The sequence below is a fragment of the Asaia krungthepensis NRIC 0535 genome (assembly GCF_025995175.1).
Classification (GTDB): Bacteria; Pseudomonadota; Alphaproteobacteria; order Acetobacterales; family Acetobacteraceae; genus Asaia; species Asaia krungthepensis.
This window is the reverse complement of sequence record NZ_BAPV01000012.1, coordinates 142,549-158,194: the sequence shown is the minus strand read 5'-3', so window position 1 is coordinate 158,194 and position 15,646 is coordinate 142,549. Positions and strand designations below refer to the sequence as shown.

At 60.2% G+C, this 15,646-nt stretch carries 24 protein-coding genes; 21 read left to right on the top strand and 3 right to left on the bottom strand.

Annotated features, from left to right (window positions below; all coding sequences use genetic code 11):
- Positions 1-86 precede the first annotated feature (86 nt).
- From AA0535_RS08525 to AA0535_RS08445, 17 genes are all read left to right on the top strand, one after another.
- The gene (locus AA0535_RS08525; protein ID WP_264815544.1) at positions 87-392 is read left to right on the top strand and encodes a hypothetical protein; all 306 of its coding nucleotides are present in this window, start codon (positions 87-89) and stop codon (positions 390-392) included.
- The gene (locus tag AA0535_RS08520; RefSeq protein WP_264815543.1) at positions 368-814 is read left to right on the top strand and encodes a terminase small subunit-like protein; all 447 of its coding nucleotides are present in this window, start codon (positions 368-370) and stop codon (positions 812-814) included. The genes AA0535_RS08525 and AA0535_RS08520 overlap by 25 nt, the downstream gene beginning before the upstream one ends.
- Positions 795-2,021, top strand: coding sequence for a PBSX family phage terminase large subunit (locus AA0535_RS08515; protein ID WP_264815542.1), 1,227 nt, complete (start codon positions 795-797; stop codon positions 2,019-2,021). Before AA0535_RS08520 ends, AA0535_RS08515 begins: the two co-directional genes overlap by 20 nt.
- A gap of 221 nt (positions 2,022-2,242) precedes the next feature.
- Positions 2,243-3,622, top strand: a complete 1,380-nt coding sequence (locus AA0535_RS08510; protein ID WP_264815541.1) for a phage portal protein — start codon at positions 2,243-2,245, stop codon at positions 3,620-3,622.
- The gene (locus tag AA0535_RS08505; protein ID WP_264815540.1) at positions 3,619-4,428 is read left to right on the top strand and encodes a phage head morphogenesis protein; all 810 of its coding nucleotides are present in this window, start codon (positions 3,619-3,621) and stop codon (positions 4,426-4,428) included. The genes AA0535_RS08510 and AA0535_RS08505 overlap by 4 nt, the downstream gene beginning before the upstream one ends.
- The gene (locus tag AA0535_RS08500) at positions 4,428-5,594 is read left to right on the top strand and encodes a DUF2213 domain-containing protein (protein ID WP_264815539.1); all 1,167 of its coding nucleotides are present in this window, start codon (positions 4,428-4,430) and stop codon (positions 5,592-5,594) included. The genes AA0535_RS08505 and AA0535_RS08500 overlap by 1 nt, the downstream gene beginning before the upstream one ends.
- Before the next feature lie 12 nt (positions 5,595-5,606).
- The gene (locus AA0535_RS08495; protein WP_264815537.1) at positions 5,607-6,119 is read left to right on the top strand and encodes a structural cement protein Gp24; all 513 of its coding nucleotides are present in this window, start codon (positions 5,607-5,609) and stop codon (positions 6,117-6,119) included.
- Positions 6,119-7,162, top strand: a complete 1,044-nt coding sequence (locus tag AA0535_RS08490) for a DUF2184 domain-containing protein (protein WP_264815535.1) — start codon at positions 6,119-6,121, stop codon at positions 7,160-7,162. Before AA0535_RS08495 ends, AA0535_RS08490 begins: the two co-directional genes overlap by 1 nt.
- Before the next feature lie 2 nt (positions 7,163-7,164).
- Positions 7,165-7,590, top strand: a complete 426-nt coding sequence (locus tag AA0535_RS08485; protein ID WP_264815534.1) for a hypothetical protein — start codon at positions 7,165-7,167, stop codon at positions 7,588-7,590.
- Positions 7,587-8,030 (top strand): DUF4054 domain-containing protein, encoded by a 444-nt coding sequence (locus AA0535_RS08480; protein ID WP_264815533.1) that lies wholly within the window; start codon positions 7,587-7,589, stop codon positions 8,028-8,030. The genes AA0535_RS08485 and AA0535_RS08480 overlap by 4 nt, the downstream gene beginning before the upstream one ends.
- A complete protein-coding gene (locus tag AA0535_RS08475) occupies positions 8,030-8,533 on the top strand; it encodes a hypothetical protein (protein ID WP_264815532.1) in 504 nt (167 codons plus the stop codon). Before AA0535_RS08480 ends, AA0535_RS08475 begins: the two co-directional genes overlap by 1 nt.
- Entirely contained in the window at positions 8,526-8,915 is a 390-nt protein-coding gene (locus AA0535_RS08470) for a hypothetical protein (RefSeq protein ID WP_264815531.1), read from the top strand. The genes AA0535_RS08475 and AA0535_RS08470 overlap by 8 nt, the downstream gene beginning before the upstream one ends.
- The gene (locus AA0535_RS08465) at positions 8,864-9,439 is read left to right on the top strand and encodes a phage neck terminator protein (RefSeq protein ID WP_264815530.1); all 576 of its coding nucleotides are present in this window, start codon (positions 8,864-8,866) and stop codon (positions 9,437-9,439) included. The genes AA0535_RS08470 and AA0535_RS08465 overlap by 52 nt, the downstream gene beginning before the upstream one ends.
- A 6-nt stretch (positions 9,440-9,445) precedes the next feature.
- Positions 9,446-10,600, top strand: coding sequence for a DUF3383 domain-containing protein (locus AA0535_RS08460; protein ID WP_264815529.1), 1,155 nt, complete (start codon positions 9,446-9,448; stop codon positions 10,598-10,600).
- A complete protein-coding gene (locus tag AA0535_RS08455) occupies positions 10,600-11,031 on the top strand; it encodes a phage tail fiber protein (protein ID WP_264815527.1) in 432 nt (143 codons plus the stop codon). The genes AA0535_RS08460 and AA0535_RS08455 overlap by 1 nt, the downstream gene beginning before the upstream one ends.
- Positions 11,031-11,498, top strand: coding sequence for a phage tail assembly chaperone (locus AA0535_RS08450; protein ID WP_264815526.1), 468 nt, complete (start codon positions 11,031-11,033; stop codon positions 11,496-11,498). The genes AA0535_RS08455 and AA0535_RS08450 overlap by 1 nt, the downstream gene beginning before the upstream one ends.
- A gap of 2 nt (positions 11,499-11,500) precedes the next feature.
- Positions 11,501-11,632 carry a hypothetical protein gene (locus tag AA0535_RS08445; RefSeq protein WP_255424149.1) on the top strand — a complete coding sequence of 44 codons (132 nt, stop codon included), beginning with the start codon at positions 11,501-11,503 and terminating at the stop codon, positions 11,630-11,632.
- A 30-nt stretch (positions 11,633-11,662) separates the two neighbouring features.
- Here the strand turns inward: AA0535_RS08445 and AA0535_RS08440 are convergent, their stop codons facing one another.
- Both AA0535_RS08440 and AA0535_RS08435 read right to left on the bottom strand, forming a co-directional pair.
- Positions 11,663-11,953 carry a hypothetical protein gene (locus AA0535_RS08440; protein ID WP_264815525.1) on the bottom strand — a complete coding sequence of 97 codons (291 nt, stop codon included), beginning with the start codon at positions 11,951-11,953 and terminating at the stop codon, positions 11,663-11,665.
- A gap of 41 nt (positions 11,954-11,994) precedes the next feature.
- A complete protein-coding gene (locus AA0535_RS08435) occupies positions 11,995-12,486 on the bottom strand; it encodes a hypothetical protein (RefSeq protein WP_264815524.1) in 492 nt (163 codons plus the stop codon).
- A 104-nt stretch (positions 12,487-12,590) separates the two neighbouring features.
- Between AA0535_RS08435 and AA0535_RS08430 the strand changes: the two genes are divergently transcribed.
- The gene (locus tag AA0535_RS08430) at positions 12,591-13,040 is read left to right on the top strand and encodes a hypothetical protein (RefSeq protein ID WP_264815523.1); all 450 of its coding nucleotides are present in this window, start codon (positions 12,591-12,593) and stop codon (positions 13,038-13,040) included.
- Positions 13,041-13,516: 476 nt separating this feature from the next.
- Here AA0535_RS08430 and AA0535_RS08425 read toward each other — a convergent pair whose 3' ends face one another.
- Positions 13,517-13,783, bottom strand: coding sequence for an Arc family DNA-binding protein (locus AA0535_RS08425; protein WP_264815522.1), 267 nt, complete (start codon positions 13,781-13,783; stop codon positions 13,517-13,519).
- 103 nt (positions 13,784-13,886) lie between these two features.
- On the opposite strand from AA0535_RS08425, the gene AA0535_RS15765 reads away from it, so the two are divergent.
- The 3 genes from AA0535_RS15765 to AA0535_RS08415 are packed head-to-tail and all read left to right on the top strand — an operon-like array spanning position 13,887 to position 15,289.
- Entirely contained in the window at positions 13,887-14,075 is a 189-nt protein-coding gene (locus tag AA0535_RS15765) for a FitA-like ribbon-helix-helix domain-containing protein (protein WP_373319301.1), read from the top strand.
- 12 nt (positions 14,076-14,087) lie between these two features.
- Positions 14,088-14,885 carry a phage regulatory protein/antirepressor Ant gene (locus AA0535_RS08420; RefSeq protein ID WP_264815521.1) on the top strand — a complete coding sequence of 266 codons (798 nt, stop codon included), beginning with the start codon at positions 14,088-14,090 and terminating at the stop codon, positions 14,883-14,885.
- Positions 14,882-15,289, top strand: coding sequence for a hypothetical protein (locus AA0535_RS08415; protein ID WP_264815520.1), 408 nt, complete (start codon positions 14,882-14,884; stop codon positions 15,287-15,289). The genes AA0535_RS08420 and AA0535_RS08415 overlap by 4 nt, the downstream gene beginning before the upstream one ends.
- Positions 15,290-15,646 lie beyond the last annotated feature (357 nt).

Below are 15,646 nucleotides of genomic sequence, written 5' to 3'. Positions count from 1 at the left end.
GCGGTAGATCTGGATAAGCTTCCAGAAATGCGCGGTTCGTTATGCTCCCTCGGTCGGTTCGATTGGAGAGGGGCGACGTACTGCGCGTGAATGATGCCCGATTTATTGTGGTGGCGGTCAATGGCGACGACGCTGCCGGGTGCATAATCCTTGCAGATCCTGCGAACCGGCACCGCTCAGACATGCCGCTCCATTGGGTGCAGGCTTTCCGTCTGGGCATCCGTGGCGAGTGTGTCGTGCGATGCGCGCCTGAGATGATCAGGATGGCAGGCCAACAAGAGCGCATCGGAAAAGTGGCGCTCGTTGTTGCCGATCAGGTGGCGTCATTCGTGGCGCGTGAGATGCAGATACAGGCGAGAGAAGACGGATGGCGAAGCGACCGGGAAAGGTAGCTGGGCGGCCCTCGTCATATTCGGCGGCAATCGCCGATGAGATTTGCGACCGGATAATGGACGGCGAAAGCTTGCGGCAGATCTGCCGCGATCCTGGAATGCCTGGACAGCGCACCGTTTTCGAGTGGCTTGAGGCACCGACGAACGAAGATTTCCGCAGCAAGTATGCGCGCGCTCGTGCGCGTGCGGCAGAGGCCTTTGAAGACGAAATTATTGACGCGGCACGGGGCGCTACTCCTGAGGATGCGGCGGCTAGGAAAGTCCATATCACCACGATGCAATGGGTCATGAGCAAGCGCGCCCCGAAAGTCTACGGCGAAAAGGTGACGCAGGAACTGACGGGGGTGGATGGAGCGCCGTTGCAGATGCCGACGCTGGTGATCGCGCCTTTCCAATCAAGAGATGAGCCAGACGAGAATTGAAATCCCGCCTGCGTTCGGTGATTTCGGGCGCGGGTATCGTTACCGGGTCTGGTACGGCGGGCGCGGCTCGTCGAAATCATGGACCGTAGCGCGCGTTCTTGTGGCCTTGGCTGCAACCAGACCGATCCGGGTCTTGTGCGTTCGTGAGTTCCAGAACTCCATCAATGATTCGGTCAAGCGGCTCTTGGCCGACCAGATCGAGGCTCTGGGCCTGACGCCATGGTTTAAGGTGCAGGAAACGAGCATCTCATCCAAGGCGGGCGCGGAGTTTCTGTTCAAAGGCCTGGCCCGCAATATCCAGGGCATCAAGTCGACAGAAGGCGTTGATATTTGCTGGGTCGAGGAAGGCCAGACGGTCAGCCAGTCGTCACTCGATATCCTGATCCCGACGATCCGAAAGGCCGGATCCGAACTCTGGTTCACCTACAATCCTGAGCACGACGACGACCCCATGCACCGGCTTATGCTGATGCTGCAGGACGAGGACGGCGCGCTGGTCCGCAAGGTCGGCTGGCAGGATAACCCGTGGTTCCCGCCTGAACTGAACGCCGAACGGCAACTGCTGCTCAGGCACGACCCGGAGGCTTACGAGCATGTCTGGGAAGGAGAGTGCAGGACGATCAGCGAGGCGGTGGTGTTCCGTCATAGCGTATCGTTCGAGGAATTTGAGACGCCGGATGATGCCCGGCTCTATTTCGGGGCCGACTGGGGCTTCTCACAAGATCCAACGGCGCTCATCCGGGCATTCATTGATGATGACGTGCTTTACGTCGATCAGGAAGCGTTCGGTCTCGGTGTCGAAATGGATGAATTGCCATCCCTGTTTGATCGGGTGCCGGGGTCGCGTGACTGGCCGATCCTGGCCGACTGCGCGAGGCCAGAGACGATCAGCTACATGGCAAACCGGCATCGCTTTCGCATCATGCCGGCCGAGAAATGGAAAGGCAGCGTTGAAGACGGTATCGAGCGCATCAAGGCGTTTCGCAAGATCGTGGTGCATCCACGGTGCGAGCAGATCGCCAAGGAATTCCGCATGTATTCCTACAAGGTCGATCCCCGAGACGCGCGCCTGATCCTACCCAAGCTCGAGGATAAGTGGAACCACGGCATCGACGCCCTGCGCTATGCCCTATCGCCCTTGATCCAGAACCGCCGCAAGGCTCCCGACTTCTCCGCATTCAACGCCCTCCCCAACCGCAGACGATAGGCCCATTCATGGCAGCTTGGTTTACCCGCAAGGCCGCACCACCGGCAGTGCGAGTAGAGCCGCGTCCTGCCGAGAGAAAAGAGCCGCGCATTTCGTTCGCTGGGTTTGCTCAGGAGGCTCACCTTGCCGAACTGGCGCGGGTCGAGGCGGCCGCACAGTCGTTCCAGCCCTACCAGCCCCCGGCTGGCGTGCGTGGCGCCGATATCGCGATGGACGATGCCATGTCCCTTCCCGCCGGATTTGGCGCGTGGGTTGGCGAGAACATTGGGATCATCGAAGGCTACATAGCCGACGGCCTGAGTTTCCAGGGCTATCCATATCTTGCCCAGATGATGCAGCGGGCCGAATTCCGTAAGCCGGTCGATGTGCTGGTCAAAGAGTGCACCCGCGAGTGGATTAGATTTCGCAGCGAGAAGCAGACTGCCACGCCGGGCGACGACAAAGCCGCAGCCAAGCGCATTTCCGAGATCGAGACGGCCTTCAAGTCATTCAGCATCCGCGAGGTCATCCGCGAACAGATCCGGCACGGCCTCGGCTACGGCATTGGCCACGTCTGGGCTGATGTTGGTGATCTCGGTTATGGAGCGACGGATCAGGAAAAGCCCCTGCGCGTCAACAAGACCGGCATGGCCAAGGGCGCCCTTCGCAGATTTGCGAACGTAGAGCCGATCTGGACGACCCCGGCCAATTACAACGCCGATACGCCGCTGCGTGATGACTTCTACAAGCCCTCTGTCTGGTGGGTCCAGGGTTCGCGGGTCCATTCGTCCCGCATGAAGAGCATGGTGCCCTTCCCCGTCTCGCAGATGCTTGCTCCTGCCTTCAACTTCGGCGGCCTGTCGCTCACCCAACAGCTCAAGACCTACGTTCACAACTTCCTGCGCCTGCGCAACAGCGTGTCGAGCATTGCGGCCAACTTCTCGAAGCTGGTCCTGCTGACCGACATGTTCGGGAATATGGCCACGCCGCAGCACGCGGACTATGGCGATATCAATCCGGGTTCGCTGACCGGGCGCGCCAATCTGCTTCAGTCCATCTCGGATGGGCAGGACACGATTGTAGCGGACAAGGAGAAAGAGGACGCCAAGATCCTCGCCACACCGCTTGGCGGCCTGAACGAGCTACTGGCGCAGGCCATGGAGGCCATGGCGTCCATCCCCGGCATCCCGCTGGTGAAGCTGTTCGGCATCCAGCCTACCGGCCTGAACGCCTCGTCTGACGGCGAAATCCGCGTCTTCTACGACGAGATAGCGGCATGGCAGGCGGACCAGATCGAGCCCACGCTGCGGTGGATGTTCAACCTCGTTCAGATCCATCTCTGGGGCGATATCGACCCGGATATTGATTACGAGTTCGTTCACCTCTGGCAGATGGACGAGAAGCAGGCTGCCGAGGTCGAGAAGCTGAAGGCGGACACCGATGCCGTGAACATCGTCTCGGGCAAGATATCGCCTGACGAGGCCCGCGAACGCGAGGCGACGGACGACACCAGCATCTATCGCAACGTGAACCTGACAGGCCCCGCGCCCGAAAAGCCAGACGACGATCTGGATGACGGCAGCATGTCGGGTCTGCTGAGCAAGGCGGAGGGCGAAGAGTGACGAAACTCCGGTGCGACAGCGCGAAAGGGCGAACACTCGCCCCGCAGCGCCCGAACGCCGGAGTGGAAGCCGCTTATCGCAAGGCCCTGACTGATCTGGTCGAGGAAATGGCGGCGAGCGTCGATTACTGGGTCAAGGCGAACTACCGCAAGATTGAGCCGCAGGTGGCGCAGGACGCCTCCCCTGCCTCGGTGCTTCAGGGCATCATGAACAAGCTCACAGCGCGGTGGCGGACCCGGTTTAACGAGGTGGCAGACGAGTTGGCCCGTCGCTTCGTGAGGCAGGCTCAGGGCCACGCAGATCGGCAGTTGAGCCTCGACCTGCAGCGCAACGGGTTTGCGATCAAGTTCAAGCCGACGCAGGCAATGAAGCAGACGGCGGCTCTCTCGGCAGCCGAGAACGTGACGCTGATCAAGTCGATCCCTGAACAGTATCTCTCGCAGATCGAGGGGGCTGTAATGCGGTCGGCTCTGGCTGGCGGCGATCTCGGGACCCTGACGGCGGACCTCAAGCAGCGATACGGTATCACGCATCGGCGCGCTGCCTTCATCGCCCGCGACCAGAACCGCAAGGTGGGCGAGGCCATGACCCGCACCCGTCAGATGGGGCTTGGGATCACGGAAGCGATCTGGCAGCATTCACACGGCGGCAAGCACCCGCGAGAGAGCCACGTCAAGGCGGGACGCGACAAGCTGCGCTACCGGCTCGATAAGGGTGCCTACATCGACGGGCAGTGGATTTTCCCCGGCTCCGAGCCGAATTGCCGGTGCGTTTCCAAGCCGATCATCCCAGGATTTGATGACTGATGACAAAGCAGGTCATGGCCTTCGACCGATCCGTTCGACGGGTCGATGATGACGGCCATCTACACGTCGAGCGGTGCATTCTCAGCGCAGCGGTAGTCTCGCCCTATTGGGGCAGCGAGATCAAGGACGCCGAACGTCTCGGGCTCAAGCCTGACGTGCTGTATCAGGTCTATCGCGATGCCGATGCCCTGCGCGATGCCGCAGCGAGCATGAATGGCAAGCCGCTGATTGAGATCCACCAGCCGATCAGTGCCGACACTCACCCTCGCGAAATCACGGTGGGCGCAGTCAACAACGTCTCATTCGATGCGCCCGATCTGATTGGCGAATTGTCGATCTGGGACGGTGACGCAATCGCACGAATTCAGGACGGCTCCAAGCGCAGCGTATCCGCTGGATATGCCTACGATATCGTCCCTGAAAGCGGGTCCATCAACGGGCAGGAATACAGCCTGAAGATGGTCAATATCCGCTTCAACCATCTCGCCCTGGTCGAGAAACCCCGCGTTGACACCGCCATCATCGGCGACAGCGCATCCCCCACATTGGAGAGAAAGAGCATGGCTGGACACAAGCCCATGTCACCGGCGGCGAAGGTTTCAGCCGCTCTGAAGGCCGGTCGCCTCGCACTCGATGCCTCGGAAGAGGACGTGAAGAAGTGCATGGACGAGGAAGAGGACGACCGCAAGGAAGCCGAGGACGAGGAAGAGGAGGACAAGGACCGCAAGGCCGAAGACTCTGACGACACGGACGATGACGACGACGACACTGCCGAGGACGGTGAAGAGGACGACAAGGACGACCGCAAGGCCGCTGATGCCGCTCCCCGCATGATCTCGCTTGCCGACGCGCGCCGCATGGCTCGTGATGAAGCCGCCCGCGCCGTAGCCAAGCAGGAACAGAAGACCGCGGCCCTGCGCGTGGCCCTCGATGCCGTCCGCCCGGTTGTGGGCGACGTGCATGGCATGGACAGTGCCGCGTCGGTCTATCGCTATGCGCTCGCTGATCAGGGTGTGGCCTTTGACGGCGTTTCCGATGCCGCTGGTCTGGCCGCGATCTGGCGTGTCGTCACGCAGCGTCAGGCGGCCCCTCGCCGCATGGCCGCCGACAGCGCCGTTGCCACTGATTCCCCGATTGCGGGCAAGTCTGCTCGCATCAAGGCATAAGGAGCCTGACCGATGGGTTTCCCCAACAAGATCAATTACAACTGGGCGGTCGGCTTCCCTGGCGGCATTGCCTCGGCAAATCCCCGCCGTTCGGCCATCCCCGGCTCGCTCGGCTTCCGCGCTGGCTCGGCTGGCGTGGCGGTCGGCGCGTTCGGCTGGGTGCAGGCTGACGGCGTGACCGTGCTCAACAAGCCGGTCGGCTCCGAGGCCCCCACGGGCTTCGTTCTGCGCGATCAGCAGGCCCTCATCACCGCCTATCTGGCCGAGAGCACGATGCTCCTGCCGAGCGGCTTCAACGTGCAGCTCATGTCGGGCGGCGACTACTTCGCCGTTGCCTCGACCGCAGCGACGGCAGGTCAGTCCGTCTATGCCTCGACCACTGACGGCAGCCTTCAGACGGGTGCGGCTGGCTCGGCTCCGAGCGGCACTGTCGCTACGGGCTTCGTCGTCACGCAGGGCGGCGCTGCTGGCGCAACCATCATCATCTCCGGCGCCGTTGCGCCGATCTCCGGGAGCAACGAATAATGGCATCGTTTCGCGCTGAGGCCACTCGCCTTGCGATGGATTGGGGCATCAACCTTCGCGGCGTCACGCATTACACCGACGAAAAGGGCGTGGCGCTCGACGCTGCTCCCATGTTCGGTGCCGTAACCGCCCCGAACAGCGGCATCCCGGCGATCCTGAACACGACCGTCGATCCGCAGCTTATCCGCCAGCTCATCACTCCGACCAAATCCGAAGAGATTTACGGCTCGGAGAAGAAGGGCGACCGGACCAACAAGACCGTCATGTTCCCGGTCATCGAGTCCTCGGGCTACGCCGTGGCCTTTGGCGACTTCGAGGAAGGCGGCGACAGCAGCGCAAACGCCAACTGGGTGTCGCGCCAGTCCTTCCACTTCCAGACCTGGGCCAAGTACGGCGACCTTGAGTCGGAAATGATGGGCACGGCAAGCATCCCGTGGGTAGCTGAGCAGCGCACGGCTGGCGTGTCGGTCCTCTCCAAGCAGCAGAACCTCATCAACCTGTTCGGCGTCTCCGGCCTAGAGAACTACGGTGCGTTGAATGACCCGGCCCTGCCTGCCGCCATCACCGCATCGCTCAAGAGCGGCACGGCCACGTCATGGCTGAGCACCAGCGATCCGAACGCCGTCTATCAGGACTTCGTGAATCTGTTCGCGGCGCTCAACAAGGCGCTGATGGGCAACATCGACAATCAGACGCGCCTCAAGGTGGTCGTGCCGTCTGAACTGTCGGCAGTCATGACCTACACAAACAGCTTCGGCATCACCCTTGAGGACATGCTGAAGAAGTCATGGCCGAACATGGAGATCGTGTTCCTGCCGGAAGCAGGCGTCACCATGTCCGGCGGCTACACCAGCGCCAATGTCATGCAGATGTTCGCTCCCGAGATCGACGGCGTTGAGACGGTTTCGACCGCCTTCACCGAAAAGCTGACGATGCACCGCATCGAGCAGTATTCGACCAACGCGCGCCAGAAGATGAGCCGTGGCGGCTGGGGCACGATCTGGAAGCGTCCCATGGCTGTCGCGCAGATGGTGGGGATCTGATCATGGCTGATACCGTCACCGTTCTCTGCCGCCTCCCCCATGGCTTGGAACTGCGCATTACCCCCGTGGGCGATGTAGAGCGCCGCGCCAAACTCAGCGAGGCTGGCACGCCCGACCGCAGCCCGGTCGGCTACGTCAAGAGCGTCACCGTCAACGGTGCCAACCGTGCGCCGGACTACCACCCCAAGGATAATGTCCTGCTGGGTCGTGTCGGGCGAACGCAGGTCGAGAAATCGTTCTGGGACACCTGGCTCGCCCAGCACAAGGACAGCGACCTCGTGAAAAACCATTGCGTCTTTTCGGAAGTGACCGAGCGTGCCGCCGATGCGAAGGCCCGCGAGTTTGCGACCGAAAAGACCGGGTTCGAGGGCGTCAGCCCTGGGGATCTGAAGCGCAAGGGTATGGAAGCGGAGACCGCGACCCGATGACCGACACCACGCCGCAACCGGGCGTTGTCACGTTCGACTATGCGGCGTGGTCAGCGGCCTATCCTGAATTGGCGTCCTCGGTCACGGAGGCCGCCGCTCAGGCCCGGTTCGATATGGCAACCGCCATTCTCGATAACAGTGCCTACAGCCTCGAGCCGGACGTGACCAAGCGAACGCGTCTGCTCTACCTGCTGACGGCCCATATCGCGTTCCTGTTCCTGCCCCAGTCCCAGGGCGGGCGTGGGGCCGATAGCGTCGGACGGCTGGCCTCGGCCACTCGTGGCAGTGTCTCAGTCTCGTTCGACACCGGATCAACTGCGGCCAATCAGTCATGGTTCGCCCAGACGCAATATGGCCTCATGTTCTGGCAGGCGACGATCTATCTCAGACAGATGCGGTTCGTTCCTGGACGCTCCGCACGCGCAAGGAGCTGGCCCTGATGGCAAAGCAGGTACTCAGGGGCGGCGACAAGCTGCGCAAGGCTCTGGATGACCTCGCAAAGAAGGTGGCGCGTGGCGGCACTGTCGAGGCGGGGTTTATCGACGGTAGGACATACCCCGACGCCGCCAAAACCAGCGTCGCGCAGGTTGCACAATGGAACGAGTTCGGAACCGCGACCTCGCCCCCGCGCCCTTTCATGCGGCAAACGATCAACGATCACCAGAGCGGCTGGGGTAAGGCTCTCGCAAGCTCGCTCAAAGCGACAGATTATGACGTGCATCAATCCTTGGATTTCGTGGGCGAAATAATCGATGACCAGATCAGAACCAGCATAAGAGAAGGCAGCTTCGCGCCAATCTCGGAAAGAACCCTTGAAGCCCGTCTGGCGTCCTCCAAACGCACAGGCACACTCAAGTCGGTGAACATGGAGACTGCAAGCAAGCCGCTTGTGGACACGGGGCTCATGCTTGGCTCAGTCAGTCACGAGGTGTCCGATGATTGACGTGTTCGGCATCGCCTCTGGCGCGCTGGGGATCGTCAACCCCGCCACCACGGTTACGGTGACGTGCTCGGACGGGCAAACCATCGAGCCTGACGGATCGGTCACGCCCAAGACGTTCACCCTCACCGTGGAGGCCGACATTCAGGCGGTCTCGGCGGGTGACCTCGAGCATGTGGCCAGTATCAACCAGCAGGCTGATATGCGCGCCGTCTATATCCGGGGCGGCCTCAAAGGGCTTTCCCGTCCGCTGCAAGTTGGCGGCGATCTTCTCAATTTCTACGGCTCTGACTGGCTCGTGACGCAGCCGGTCGAGGAATGGGGTTTCGGCGAATGGTCCAAAGTGATTGTGACCCGGCAGACAGCGGCCCCCTGTCCCATGTGACGCTCTCTCCGACCGATCGAGAGATAAACACCGCGCTCCGGTCCTGGCTCCTGACGGTCGTGCCGAATGGTGTGCAGGTCATGCAGGGACAGCTTAACCGGGTGGCAGCCCCGCCCGGCCCTTTCATCGTCTTCACGCCGCTCTTTCGCCGGCGCATCGCTACCAACGCATCACGCTACACCAGCACGACGCGTGAAGTGGTCGAGCCGATGGAATGCACGGTCCAGGTATCGGCCTTCGGTTCGGTGTCTGGCGAGGCCGTGCAGCGTGTCGTCTCCCTCTGGCGGGACATGTACGCAGCGGACTGGCTGCGCAACGCCACAGGCGGCGCCATGGCCCCTCTCTACGCCTCGGAGCCGCGTCAGACCGGCTTCATCAACAGCGACAAGCAATACGAGGACAACTGGACGGCGGATCTGAAATTCCAGGTCAACTTCACCGTCTCGACCCCTCAGCAATTTGCAGAGTACATCACCGTCGATCTCCGCGAGGTCGATGCCTCTTTCCCCTCACCCAAGGAGTGAACGCCCGTGGCGGTCGGAACACCTATCTCCCTCGTCGTGTCGGTCGTGCCGGGCACAATCCCGGCAAACGGCACTCTCGATTTTCTCAATGGCCTGATCCTTACGACGAACGTCACGGCTATCCCTGACGGCACAGTGAAGGCGTTCACGACGCTTGCCGACGTGGGCGTGGCTTTCGGCACCGGCACGAACGAATACAAGATGGCGGCGGCCTATTTCACGGGTTACGACAACGCCTTCCAGCTCCCAGCCACGCTGTATTTCGCTGGCTTCGTGGATGGCACCGATACTCCGGCCACCTTCATGGACAAGATGGCCGCCGCCTCGCTTCAGTGGACCGGCTTCAGCACGGCGTTCGAGCCTTCCCTGACCGAGAAGCAGGGTTTCGCCACATGGACCGGAGCGCAGAATGCGAAATACTGGTACGTCCCCTGGGATACTGACCCGGCTGCATCGACGCAGGGCAGCACGGCGAGTTTTGGCGCGTGGCTGGTCGCGCAGGACCTCACCGGCACTTCTCCCGTTTACATGGACCCGGCTGCGGCGGGCGCTTTTCTGGGCTGGATGGCTGCCCTGAATTTCGATCAGGTGGACGGGCGCCATAACCTCGCCTTCACCTCGAACGGCCAGGTCACTCCTGCCACCTACAGCGCGGCAACGGCGCAGATCCTGCTCGCTAACGGATACAACTGGTACGGCCAGTTCAGCGGGCGCGCCGGGTCGTTCAACTGGGTCTATAACGGCAGCGTATCCGGTCCTTTCCTGTGGGCAGACAGCTACATCAACCAGATCTGGATCAATGCGCTCTTGCAGTATGCCGACGCCTCGACGCTGACGAATTTCGGCAACGTACCGTTCAATACGCAGGGCGATGCGATTATCTCGGCCGGGCGCAAGTCGGTCATCAGTCAGGCGCTCAGCTACGGCGCGATCCAGACCGGTGTTGCGATCAGCGACAGCCAGAAGCTCGCCATCAATCGCTTCTTCGGCGTGGATGGCGCTGCCGACGCAATTGTGAACCAGGGCTATTACGAGCAGCCCGGCGCTTCCACGGCCACGTCTGCCAACCGTGCGGCCCGCACCATTCCGGCGTCCAAGTTCGCCTATGCGGACGGCCAGTCCGTCCAAATGATCACCCTTCTATCCCGTGAGGTCATCTGATGTCCTTTATCACTTCGGCTGACGCCATCTTCATGCTCACGGTGCAGACGCTGTTCAATGCACCGGTACGCCTCGAAAACTGGTCGGCAGATCGTGCGTGGGAGGCCGCCGCGATCGAGCAGGCCGAAACCCGCATGTCGATCGACGGCAAGCTAAACGCCGGCTGGGTGCCGAACCCGGTCGAAATGACGCTGGGCCTTCAGCCAAATTCCGATAGCTGCATCATGTTCGAGGGCATCTCCACATCTCAGGCTGGCGCGCGCACCCTTTACAGCCTCGGCGGCGAGATCACGCTTCCGGGGCTGGGACGCAAATACACGCTCGTGACCGGCTATCTCGTTTCGGCCTCCCCCCTGCCGAGCGCCGGACGCCTGCTCGAAGAGCGCCAGTTCACCATTCGTTGGGAGCGGGTCTATCCCGTTGGTATCTGATGGCGCTACGAGAAACGACTTACACGATCCCTGACGGCGAGGACGCGGGCAAGGTATTCGTGATCACCCGTATGCCTGCCATGCAGGCCGACAAATGGGCGCGGCATCTGGTCAAAGCGCTGACCCGGGCGGGTATGGCCCTGCCCCCGGATGCGATGGAGATCGGCCTGTCGGGGTTGGGGGGCATGGCTCAGGCCATGTTCGGTCAACTCGAGGACGAGGCCGCCGACAAGGCGCTTGATGCCCTCATGGCAACGGTGAAGATCCAGCGTGACCCGGCAAACCCGGGCTCGCGTGGTCAGATCATCGATGCCGATCTGGAAGATCCCGAGACGCTGCCCCGCCTGCAAGCGGAGGCGTTCCGGATGCACCTGGGTTTTTTCAAAGCCGCCGCGTACCTCATTTCCCCGCTCGTGCAAATGCTGGTGCCTCAGGCGGCAAGCGACAAACCCCAGCCCGCTGTGTGAACGTGTCCCGCCCGATCGCTTATGTGGTCGGGTCGGGCCTCGCCACGCTGCACGAACTCAGCACCATCTACGACACCGAGGACATGCTTGACCTCATGGAGATCGGGATGGTGCGGGACTATAATGGAGGGTGAAGATGCAATCTGATAAACGTCAGATCGGCGTCAATCCAAGCGCCGCGTTTTGGCAAGAGCTTGCCAGTCTATGTCCAGACTTTGCGCCGCTTTCTGAAGATCGACCGCAAGCTTTCCTGCTGCTGCCGGCGTTAGAGAAACCCGAACCACTGTTGCCAGGTCAGTGCCACCAAGAGCCCCACAAGGGCAATCGAGCACTACTCCTCCTTCGGGGGTAAAAGCGACCTGCATTGTCTGGTCGAAATCGAACGCTATGACCGGTTGCCCAGATGCGGCCCGGTCATAGATGTCTTGAAGCTTCTTCTCAGTTGCGTCGCTCATCCCCCGACCTCAGCGCACCGGATCGAGTCCCGTCAACGGATTCAGTTGAAGGAGAGAAACCAGGACGCGACAGCTGGGATATTACCAAGGCCGAGCTCAACTACCTTACCCACAGCAGCCTTCAGCCCTTCCTCTTTCAGGCCCAACAGACGCTTCTTCGCTTCGGCCTTCTTTTCCTCAGGCTCAGAACTGGCGTCGATCTTGGCGGCGATGAGCGCCCTCAGCGTGTCCGCCTCAAAGCGTACCGTGACCACGTTCTGGATCGCGCTCAGGCCGCCGTCATCTTGGAGGAAGTCGAGGCCTCTTGTTGTGATTTTCAAATCATAGAAATGCTTACGGTTCGATATATTGAAGCCACCATCATTAGCAGATGTGCATAAACCACTATCGATAAGATAGCTCACGTTTCTATGCAAAAATAGAGTGTCAAGTCCGTCTTCTCCCCCACTGCTAAACTTTATAGAATTGGTGTACGCAGCGGCCATTTCGGTCAGTAGCTTGCGCTGATAGTCTCTATCCATCCATTCAATCATAACCCTCTCCTCAATTCAGATACTTCACCACAACGAAGGTCGGGGCGACCGTCTGCGCGCCTAGGACTTGAGTCTGTTAGCCTGTTGTGTGGTATAGCTCCAGCATGTCGAAGCGCTCCGTGTCCTTGGTCGTATTGTTGGCAGCTCTTTGTGGCGCTTACGAGCTCAATAAGAGCGACCAGCCCCCGACTGCTGCGGATGGCGGGGATGCGCACGAGACCTGCGAAAGTGATTGGCACGTGTGCAAGAGCGCAGAAGATCTAATAGAGCATAACCGCAAAGTCTCTTTCTACCGCGCCTCGTGCAAGATCAAAGCCAATGAAACGGCTGAATACGGGCCGCCGGAGTGGCAAAAGGGCTTCGGCATTTATCCCTTTTCTTCCTACTTCGCTGGCGACGATATTAAGGCCCTGGGGATCGTTTTGATCGAGGATCACGCCTTAGTGCCTAACAAATTTGGCGGCAAAGAGCGGTCGCGCATCTCCTGCCACTATGATTTGGCCAAAGACGAAGTATCAGAGGTAATGATTACACCTCTGGCTTCCATGCGGTAAAACAAGAACTATGGCACGCCGAAAAACATTTCTGGAGAAGATCACGGAGTGGGGCAAATTAATACCTCCCAACAACGATTATTCTTTCGTGGACTTCATCCCCATAGAAGACATAGACGCTGCAATCGACAAGCTACAACACATGCGTGTTTTTCATCCTGACAGTACAAACCAGAGTATTCAGTCCGAGATAGAACGGCAAAATAGTTTGTTAAAAGCCGCTCTTCCTTTGAGGCAATGGAAATGCAGTCTCCCAAGAAGATACGAAGCCGAGTGCATCGCAAGATTTTTAGAGAAAAATAACAAAAAATAGGGCTTAGAGCCACTTTGATGACTGAGATTCTACATTCACCAGGAGTTTGGGGAATTGTAGTTCATTCCTTGCGCTTCATACACAAGGTCGGCCCGGTTACTTTCGTAGAACGCCCGCGTGTAATTGTGCCATCTAGAGGTATGTTGAGCGTGTCTGCGCAGTTTTACTTGCGCCGGTAGGTGAATCGCTTTCCTAGCAATTTCATAACTGCCTCGTCGTCTGCCGATATTATGTACATTTCGGCAGCATCTAGATACGATTCATCCAACTCTTCTGGCGCCATAGGGGCGCTATCGTCCGAAAACGAAGCCTCCAGCCTCTGAACGATCTCGGCGTTCATCGAGTGCGAGCGGTCGTTCGCGGCCTGCTTCAGGCGCTGCGTGAGATCTCGCGTCATGCGAATCGAGACAGAAAGACGTTCTTCAGACATTCCCACGCAATAATCCATTTTAGGCGCACATTCCACTTGCATCCATTTTGGGCGCACCGTAAGAAGGGTGTGCGCTCATAATAGGCGCACACACGAGGAGCATATGGCAGACACAGCATCTCTCACAATCCGTGTCGATCGTGCGCTGTTACGGGCACTAAAGGTTCGTGCAGCACAGAATGACAGATCTGCAAACGGAGAGCTGACTTCGATTTTGCGGAATATTCTCCAAACAGAAAAGGCGTCGGACCAGCCTGGCAGCAATTCCGACGCCTCTGAACAATGCCCCTGAAAGGACACTGCGATGACCGCAGATAGCACAAACGCGCCTGTAATTGCCAGCGCCATCACGCCTCATATGCGGGACGGCGAAGCGCGCATTCTGGATATCGATCTTGCCGGCCGCTTGGGCTTCGCGAAGCCCGTAAAAATTCGCGACCTCATCAAGCGCCACATAGAGAATTTAGAAAAGCTCGGCACCCTCCCCACGGTGGGGAGGGTCATAAAGGGAGGCAATGCAAAGGAATACTACCTCAACAAGAAGCAGGCGATCTTCATCACCGCCAAATCGGAGACAGACGAGGCGACGGCGGTCACGATCGAGATCATCGAGCGCTTCGACGCTTACGAACGTGGTGAGGCCTATGCCCCCGCCCTCCCCAAAACCTACGCCCAAGCCCTCCTTGCGGCGGCTCATGCTGAGCAGGAGCGCGAGCGCCTGGCGGGGGAGAATGCTGTTCTCGCGCCCAAAGCCGAAGCCCTGGACAAGCTTGCAACACTCGATGGGGTGCATAACCTTCGCAGCGCGGCTCAACAGTGCGGCTGGCCTGAGAAGATCTTCATTTCTCGACTGATGGAGCTCAAGTGGCTCTACTCCCACACCGTCAGCGGTCGGAAGCTAGCTTATGCTGACAAGGTGAAGGCAGGGCTGATCGAGGTCAAAAACGTCGAGGTCAAGCGGACCGGCTACGTCGAAGGCGTGGGACAACCGATGATCACGCAGAAAGGCCTCTCTCAGCTTCGCATTCTGCTCGGCACCTATATCGCGCCCGGCAAGAGCGCCCCCGTCCCTTTCTCCCGCCCGAAGGAGGCAGCGTCATGAGCGCACTGTCACTTGCGGGTGCGGCGGGCTCGAACAACCACGTCAAGCGGATCGATCACATGGGGCTATTCCCGACGCTGCGCCGGGGCGACTATGTGATCTGGCAGGACGTGGCGGGCTTTGTCGAGGAAGGGCTCTATGTCGTCTCGGCTGGCGGCGCGGAGCAAGTCTATCAAGTGCAGAACTGCGGCGGACGGCTGCGGCTACTCTGGCCAGAACGCGATATTGACCCGAGAACGCGATCGCTGAAGCCAACCGCGAAGCCACAGGAGATCGAGATAGACGCGTTTGCGACGTGCTGCCTCGGCTTCGTGGTCGCCTCGGTCGCCGTTCACAAGGAGGCGGCGCTCATGGGGCGAGAAACGTTGACGCCGGTGCAGAGGAAGCGCCCTGCTCTCGCGTAATTCTTGCCCCACCCCGTTCCTCACGCTATCGTGAGGCGTCTGTGGTAGACATTCGCCCCCGCGTCATCCGCGGGGGCGTTTTGCGTTTTGGTTTAGTTCGTCGGGTTCTCGGGCGCATCCGGAAGCGGCACGTTCTCGCCCGGCTTGGGCTCAGGCGCCGGATGGCTGGGATCGTATGTCGGTGTCGGTTTCGAGGTCATGCGGGCTTCCCTCCGTCCTCGGGATGATCAGGGTGCTCGGGCGCGTCGTCCTGCTGCGGGCTCTTGTCGGGATATGGCTCAAATGGCTCGTCGCTCCCCGGCTTGGCTGGGTTCGGCTTGTTTGTCATCGTCGTTTTCCAGAGGTGAGATGACTCAA